This window comes from Sphingomonas sp. 66-10, from assembly GCF_001897045.1.
GTDB lineage: Bacteria > Pseudomonadota > Alphaproteobacteria > Sphingomonadales > Sphingomonadaceae > Sphingomonas > Sphingomonas lycopersici.
The window spans coordinates 13,871-20,267 of the sequence record NZ_MKRR01000022.1; the positions used below are offsets into that span (position 1 = coordinate 13,871).

Annotated in this window: 5 protein-coding genes and 2 pseudogenes; 5 read left to right on the plus strand and 2 right to left on the minus strand. The window is 67.0% G+C overall.

Features of this window, described 5'->3' with window-relative positions; genetic code table 11:
* Positions 1-157 (plus strand): annotated as a pseudogene (locus BGN95_RS02735) (DUF3035 domain-containing protein); the annotation flags it as partial.
* Between the two features lie 114 nt (positions 158-271).
* Here BGN95_RS02735 and metC read toward each other — a convergent pair.
* Both metC and BGN95_RS02745 read right to left on the minus strand, forming a co-directional pair.
* Entirely contained in the window at positions 272-1,507 is a 1,236-nt protein-coding gene (gene metC, locus BGN95_RS02740; protein ID WP_286771550.1) for a cystathionine beta-lyase, read from the minus strand.
* The gene (locus tag BGN95_RS02745) at positions 1,465-2,301 is read right to left on the minus strand and encodes a sulfurtransferase (RefSeq protein WP_286771551.1); all 837 of its coding nucleotides are present in this window, start codon (positions 2,299-2,301) and stop codon (positions 1,465-1,467) included. The genes metC and BGN95_RS02745 overlap by 43 nt, the downstream gene beginning before the upstream one ends.
* A 94-nt stretch (positions 2,302-2,395) precedes the next feature.
* On the opposite strand from BGN95_RS02745, the gene BGN95_RS02750 reads away from it, so the two are divergent.
* The 4 genes and pseudogenes from BGN95_RS02750 to BGN95_RS02765 form a co-directional block, all read left to right on the plus strand.
* Positions 2,396-2,758 carry a DUF6491 family protein gene (locus BGN95_RS02750; protein ID WP_286771552.1) on the plus strand — a complete coding sequence of 121 codons (363 nt, stop codon included), beginning with the start codon at positions 2,396-2,398 and terminating at the stop codon, positions 2,756-2,758.
* An 85-nt stretch (positions 2,759-2,843) separates the two neighbouring features.
* On the plus strand, positions 2,844-3,287 hold the full coding sequence (gene queF / locus BGN95_RS02755) for a preQ(1) synthase (RefSeq protein ID WP_265268408.1): 444 nt from the start codon (positions 2,844-2,846) through the stop codon (positions 3,285-3,287).
* Between the two features lie 123 nt (positions 3,288-3,410).
* Entirely contained in the window at positions 3,411-5,696 is a 2,286-nt protein-coding gene (locus BGN95_RS02760) for a glycosyltransferase family 4 protein (protein WP_265312094.1), read from the plus strand.
* Between the two features lie 97 nt (positions 5,697-5,793).
* Positions 5,794-6,397, plus strand: a pseudogene (locus tag BGN95_RS02765) (glycoside hydrolase family 130 protein); the annotation flags it as partial.

Sequence of the window (6,397 nt, forward strand, 5' to 3'; positions counted from 1 at the left end):
CGCCGCGGTGAGCCAAGCCGGCGACGCCGCGCCCGGCATCCGCTCGTCGGTCGGCGATCCCAAGACCAATGTGGTCGAAAAGGGCCAGACGACCCGCGATATCGTCGCCGCGCCCGAAGGCGACGGCCAGGACGCCCGCGCCGCGACCCCGAAGTAAGCTTAGATCGCGGTTACCTTTCCCCGTTCGGGCTGAGCCTGTCGAAGCCCTGCACTTTCTTCCGATGAAGAAGGGCAGCCCTTCGACAAGCTCAGGGCGAGCGGGTTTGCCCGCTTAACCCCGCACCGCGCTGAACCGCGCCAGCCCGCGTTCGAGATCGGCGATCAGGTCGTTCACATCTTCCAGCCCGATCTGGAGCCGGACGATCGGGCCGGCGAAATCGGGCTTGGTCGCGGTGCGGTATTTCTCCGGATCGACCGGAATCGCGAGCGATTCGAAGCCGCCCCACGAATAGCCGATCCCGAAATGGTCGAGCCCGTCGATCAGCGCGGCGCGTGCCGCCTCGCCGCCGCCTTGCAGGACGAACGAGAACAGCCCGCTCGCCCCGGCGAAATCGCGCGCGAACAGGTCGTGGCCGGGGCAGGAGGGAAGCGCCGGGTGGAGCACCCGCGCCACCTCGGGCCGCGTTTCCAGCCAGCGCGCGATCGCGAGCGCGCTCTGCTCGTGGCGTTCGAGCCGGAGCTGCATCGTGCGCAGCCCGCGGCTGCCGAGCCAGGCATCGTCGGGGCTGGCGATCTGGCCGAGCTGGTGGCTGGTATCGCGCAATTTCGCGAACCGCCCCGCGGCGGCGGTCACCGACCCGAGCATGACGTCCGAATGCCCGACGACATATTTGGTGCAGGCGAGGATCGTATAATCCACTCCGCGCTCGATCGCGCGGAAGTTGAGCGGGGTCGCCCAGGTATTGTCGAGCAGCGTCACCACGCCGTGCGCCTTCGCCGCCGCGACGATCGCGGGCACGTCCTGCACCTCGAAGGTGAGGCTGCCGGGGCTTTCCATGAAGATCGCCTTGGTCCGCTCGCCGATCAGATCGGCGATTCCGGCGCCGATCAGCGGATCGTAATAGCGCGTCGTGATCCCCAGCCGCTTCAACAGCCCGTTGGCGAGACTGCGGGTCGGGTCATAGGTCGAATCGACCAGCAGCAATTCGTCCCCCGGCGAGAGTATGCTGAGCAGTGCGGCGGCGATCGCCGCGACCCCGGAAGGATAGAGGAAGGTCGCCTCCGCCCCCGGTTCGAGCTCGGTCAGCGCGTCGGCGAGGCTCCATTGCGTCGGGGTGCCGCGGCGGCCGTAGAATAGCCGGTGGTGGGTGTCGCGCCCGGCGCGTGCGCGCAAATCGGCGACATTGTCGTAAAGGATCGTCGAGGCGCGCCAGACCGGGGTGTTGACCACCCCCGCGGTCCATTCGGCGCGGCGCCCGGCCGCAACGACGCGGGTGGCGTCGCCGATCTTGTCGTGTCCGTCGCTCACCGGCCGGTCTCCTTTGGCGCATCGGGGGTGGCGCCCCATTCGGCCCAGCTGCCGTCGTAGACCGCCGCGTCATGCCCGAGCAGATGTGCGGCGAAGGCAACGATCGAGGCGGTGACCCCCGAGCCGCAGGTCGCGATCAGCGGGCGCGCCGGGTCGATGCCGCTCTTCGCGAACGATGCCGCCAGCTCGGCGGGCGACCGCCACGTACCGTCGGCGTTGAAGAATCGCGCATAATGGATGTTGACCGATCCCGGGATATGCCCGGGCACAACCCCGGGGCGCGGCTCGGGCTCCTCGCCGGCGAAGCGCGCGGGCGAGCGAGCGTCGACCACCTGCGCGGCGCGGGAGGAGAGGTTTTCGCGCATCGCCGCGATATCGCGCACCCCGATGCCGGTCGCGCGCGGGGTCATATGGCGCGCGCGCGGCGTCACCGTCTCGGCGGAAAGCGGGCGGCCCTCGGCACGCCATTTGCCGAGCCCGCCGTCGAGGATCGCGACATCGGGCACCCCGAAGCTGCGCATCATCATCCACGCGCGTGCCGCGGTGCGATGCGGCGAATCGTCGTAGAGCACGATGCGCACCCCGTCGCCGATCCCGAGCTTCGCCATCCGGCTGGCGAATTTCTCGGGCGGCGGGAGCATCATCGGCGCGGGATGCGCGCTATCGACGATATCGGCGAGGTCGAGGAACACCGCGCCGGGGATATGCGCCGCGCGATAATCGGCCGCGCCGTCGCGCCCCTCGCCGGGGAGGAACCAGGAACAATCGGCGATACGCAGATCGGGGGCGCCGAGCGCACCGGCGAGCCATTCGGTGGAGACGAGCGATTCCATGTCCGCTTCCTTAGCGCGACGCGGCGCGCACGCAATTCAGCCGCGGTAAACGACCTGTAAGCGATGATCATTCCCGCAGAATGGAGCGAGCATCATGGTCAAATCGGGCATCTTGGCTGCGGTCGCCATCATCGGGCTGGCGGCGACGGCGCGGGCCGGCGAGGTCAAGCACGGCAATGATGCGAAGGAGGTCAGCGTCCCCTTCGCCAACCGCAATATCACCGATTTCCGCGCCGACGGGCGCGACGCGGTCTATCTGCAGGTCAACGGCTTCGACTGGTATCACGCGCAATTGATGGGGCCGTGCACCGATTTGCCCTTCGCCGAGCGGATCGGGATCGAGACGCGCGGCACCGACACGCTCGATCGCTATGCCACGCTGATCGTCCGTGGGCAGCGCTGCCAGCTCAGCTCGCTGGTCAAGGGCGCGCCGCCGAAGAAGGCGAAGAAGCGTTGAACTCACGCCCAACTTCCCGCCTTCGCGGGAATGACGAGGGTAGGGGGAGTGGCGCCGCGCCCGATCCGCGCCTATCTCGCGCGGCATGACACTGCATCTCGGCAAGGCCAGCACGCTTCCCGCGTCCCCGGACGAGGCGACGCTCGATTACGTTCCCAACCCGCGCGTGGGGCGCCTCTATGCGGTGCGCTTCGTCGCGCCCGAATTCACCTCGCTCTGCCCGGTGACCGGCCAGCCCGATTTCGCGCATCTGGTGATCGATTATGTCCCCGGCGAGACGATCGTCGAATCCAAGTCGCTCAAGCTGTTCCTCGGCTCGTTCCGCAACCACGCCGCCTTCCACGAGGATTGTACCGTCGGGATCGGCGAGCGGCTGGCGAAGGAGATGAAGCCGGTGTGGCTGCGGATCGGCGGCTATTGGTATCCGCGCGGGGGCATCCCGATCGACGTTTTCTGGCAGACGGGCGCGCCGCCGGCCGAATTGTGGGTGCCCGATCAGGGTGTTCCGCCTTATCGCGGGCGCGGCTGATCGCGATCCGCCGAGTCGGCTGATATTGCGTTGCACAATTTTTGCAACCAACATCGGTCTCGCCTGTTTCAATCCTGTCCAGCGGGTGAACGGCCCGCAACGTGCGATAGCGAAGGCGAGGCAATGGCAGGAGAAACTCGAGGCGCGACCGTGGGTCGCGGTAGCGTCAAACATATTGCGTTGATTGGTAATTTTCTGCCGCGCAAATGTGGGTTGGCAACTTATACCACCGATACATTCCGTGCGCTCGGCAGCAGTTTTCCCGGGGTCAGGATCGACGTCTATGCGATGGACGATCACCCGGGGAGCTACGACTATCCCCCCGAGGTCACCGCGGCGATCCCCGAGCAGGATCGCGCCGCTTATATCGATGCGGCGCGGCGGATCGAGGCATCGGGCGCGCAGGCGATCTGGCTCCAGCACGAATATGGCATCTTCGGCGGCGCGGCGGGCGAATATATCCTTTCGCTGCTCGATCGCACGACGCTGCCGCTGATCGTGACGCTCCACACCGTGCTCGAAAACCCCGATGCGCATCAGCGTGCGGTGATGGAAGGGCTGTTGCGCCGTGCGCAGCGCGTGATCGTGATGGCGGCGCGCGGGCAGGAAATCCTGCGGCGCGTCTATGGCGCCGATCCGCGGACGATCATCACGATCCCGCACGGCGTGCCAGACCGTGAGCTCACCGATCCGGCGCAGTTCAAGCCGCGTTTCGGCTGGGTGGGGCGCAAGGTGATTCTCACCTTCGGGCTGCTCGCCCCCGGCAAGGGGATCGAGACGGTGATCGGCGCGATGCCCGAGGTGATCGCGCGGCATCCCGACGCGCTCTATGTCGTGCTCGGCGCGACCCACCCCAATCTCGTCGCGCGCGAGGGCGAATCCTATCGCGAGCGGTTGCAGGAACTGGCGCGGGAAAAGGGCGTGGCGAACCGCGTGTCGTTCATCGACGCTTTCGTCGAGCATGACGAATTGATCGATTATCTGCAGGCGGCGGACCTTTACGTCACGCCCTATCTCAATCCGACGCAGATCACGAGCGGAACGCTGAGCTATGCCGTTGGCGTGGGCAAGCCGGTGATCTCCACCCCTTATGCGCATGCGACCGAGATATTGGCGGATGGGCACGGCGTGCTGGTCGATTTCCGCGATTCGGCCGGTTTCGCCCGCGAGATCAATCGCCTGCTCGACAGCGAGGAGGCGCGGACCGAGCTTTCCGCGCGGGCCTATGCGCGCGGGCGGACGATGATCTGGCCGCGGCTCGCCGAGCGCGCGATGAGCGAGATCGAGACGGTGATCTCCGCGCGCCCTAAGCGGCTGACCAAAGGCGCCGCGCAGGCGGCGCCGCTCGCGCCCGATCTCGCCGCGGTCGAGCGGATGAGCGACCGGACCGGGATGTATCAGCATGCGATCTACTCGGTCCCCGATCGTCGCCACGGCTATTGCATCGACGACAATGCGCGCGCGCTGATGCTGATGAGCGCAATCGAGCCGCTCGATCCGGTGCGGCGCGACAAGTGGATGACGGTCTATGCGTCGTTCGTCCAATATGCGTGGAACCCGGAAAAGCGCCGCTTCCGCAATTTCATGAACTACGACCGGACGTGGTGCGAAGAGGAAGGGTCGGACGATTCGAACGGCCGGACGCTCTGGGCCCTCGGGGTCACCGCGCGCGATGCGCGGGAACATAAGCATCGCGATTGGGCGACCGCGCTGTTCGGCGACACCGCCAGTCTCGGGCTCGAACTCGGCAGCGTGCGCGCGCAGGCCTTTGCGATGCTCGGGGCGGCGGCGATGATCGAAGCGTCCCCGGGGCACCCGCTCGCGCGCGCGATCCTGGAGCGGTTTCCCGACGAGCATCTGTCATTGCTCGATCACGCCAGCCGGCCCGACTGGCAATGGTTCGAGATCGTGCTCGCTTATGACAATGCGCGATTGCCCGAGGCGATGATCCGCGCGGGCCTGGCATTGCGGCGCGACGATCTGGTGGCATGCGGGATTGAGACGCTCGACTGGATCGTCGCGCGGCAGACCGCGCCGGGCGGGCATTTCCGCGCGGTCGGCACCGAAAGCTTCGGCCGCGTCTATGCCGAGCCGCTGCCGTTCGATCAGCAGCCGCTGGAGGCGCAGGCGACGATCGATGCGTGCAGCGCGGCCTTTGCCGCGACCGGCGAGACCAAATGGATCGACGAGGCCAACCGCGCCTATCGCTGGTTCCTCGGCGGGAACGACCTCGACCTGCCTTTGGCGACTGCGGCCGATGGCGGCTGTTTCGACGGGCTGATGCCGACCGGGCTCAACCGCAATCAGGGCGCCGAATCGATTCTCGCGCTGCAATTGGCCTCTTGCGCGATTTCAAGGCTTTCAAAAACGGGTGCCGGCGTGGCAGGGCAAAGACGCGCGGTCGCCTGACGGGCGGGCGCCGCATCGGCAAGGCGATACGGCGAGGCGAGTTTTGGAGATTTTCAACCACCGGTTGCGGCTGCACGCCGACCCATCGCGCGTCGTGGTGCGGCCGTTCCATCTCGGCTGGCAATCGAACGGCTCGGGGATCAGCCGCTCGCAGCGGCTGATCGGCGTCGTGCTCGAAATGACCGAGGACGAGGCCAGCGAACAGCTCGAGGCGGTGCTCAAGGATTTCGAGGCGCGGCACTGGCAGACGCGGCGTGTGTTCATGGCGCGCTACGACCAGATCGCGGCGCAGCACGATCTCGACAGCGGCAAGATCGGCGATGTGAAGCGCCAGCTGATCGGCGCCTATTTCTGCCTGGAATACAGTTATGCCGCCGCGGCGCTGATGAACCCCAGCGTGGTGGCGCATCACGATCAGTCGGGGATGCCCAAGGGATCGCAGCGCATCGTGATGTCGCTGCGCGCGGTGGGGGAGGGGCATATCTCCTCGATCGCGTTTCGCGAGGGCATCATCACCGCGCGGCGCGAACTCAAGCTCGCCCCCGAGCCGCCCTTCGCCACCGCCGCCGATGCCAAGAATATGGACGAGGAGCATCCGCCCACCGGCGCGGTGCGCGTGCATCGCCACCGCGATTCGACCCTGTCGGGGACGGTGATCTTTCCGATCACCGACGAGCAATCGAAGGGGCTGGAGGATCTGC

Excerpts from the sequence above, each read along its gene's own strand:
- metC (WP_286771550.1), bottom strand. The coding sequence starts at position 1,507 with ATGGGGCGCCACCCCCGATGCGCCAAAGGAGACCGGCCGGTGAGCGAC.
- BGN95_RS02745 (WP_286771551.1), bottom strand. The coding sequence starts at position 2,301 with ATGGAATCGCTCGTCTCCACCGAATGGCTCGCCGGTGCGCTCGGCGCC.
- BGN95_RS02750 (WP_286771552.1), top strand. The coding sequence starts at position 2,396 with ATGGTCAAATCGGGCATCTTGGCTGCGGTCGCCATCATCGGGCTGGCG.
- queF (WP_265268408.1), top strand. The coding sequence starts at position 2,844 with ATGACACTGCATCTCGGCAAGGCCAGCACGCTTCCCGCGTCCCCGGAC.
- BGN95_RS02760 (WP_265312094.1), top strand. The coding sequence starts at position 3,411 with ATGGCAGGAGAAACTCGAGGCGCGACCGTGGGTCGCGGTAGCGTCAAA.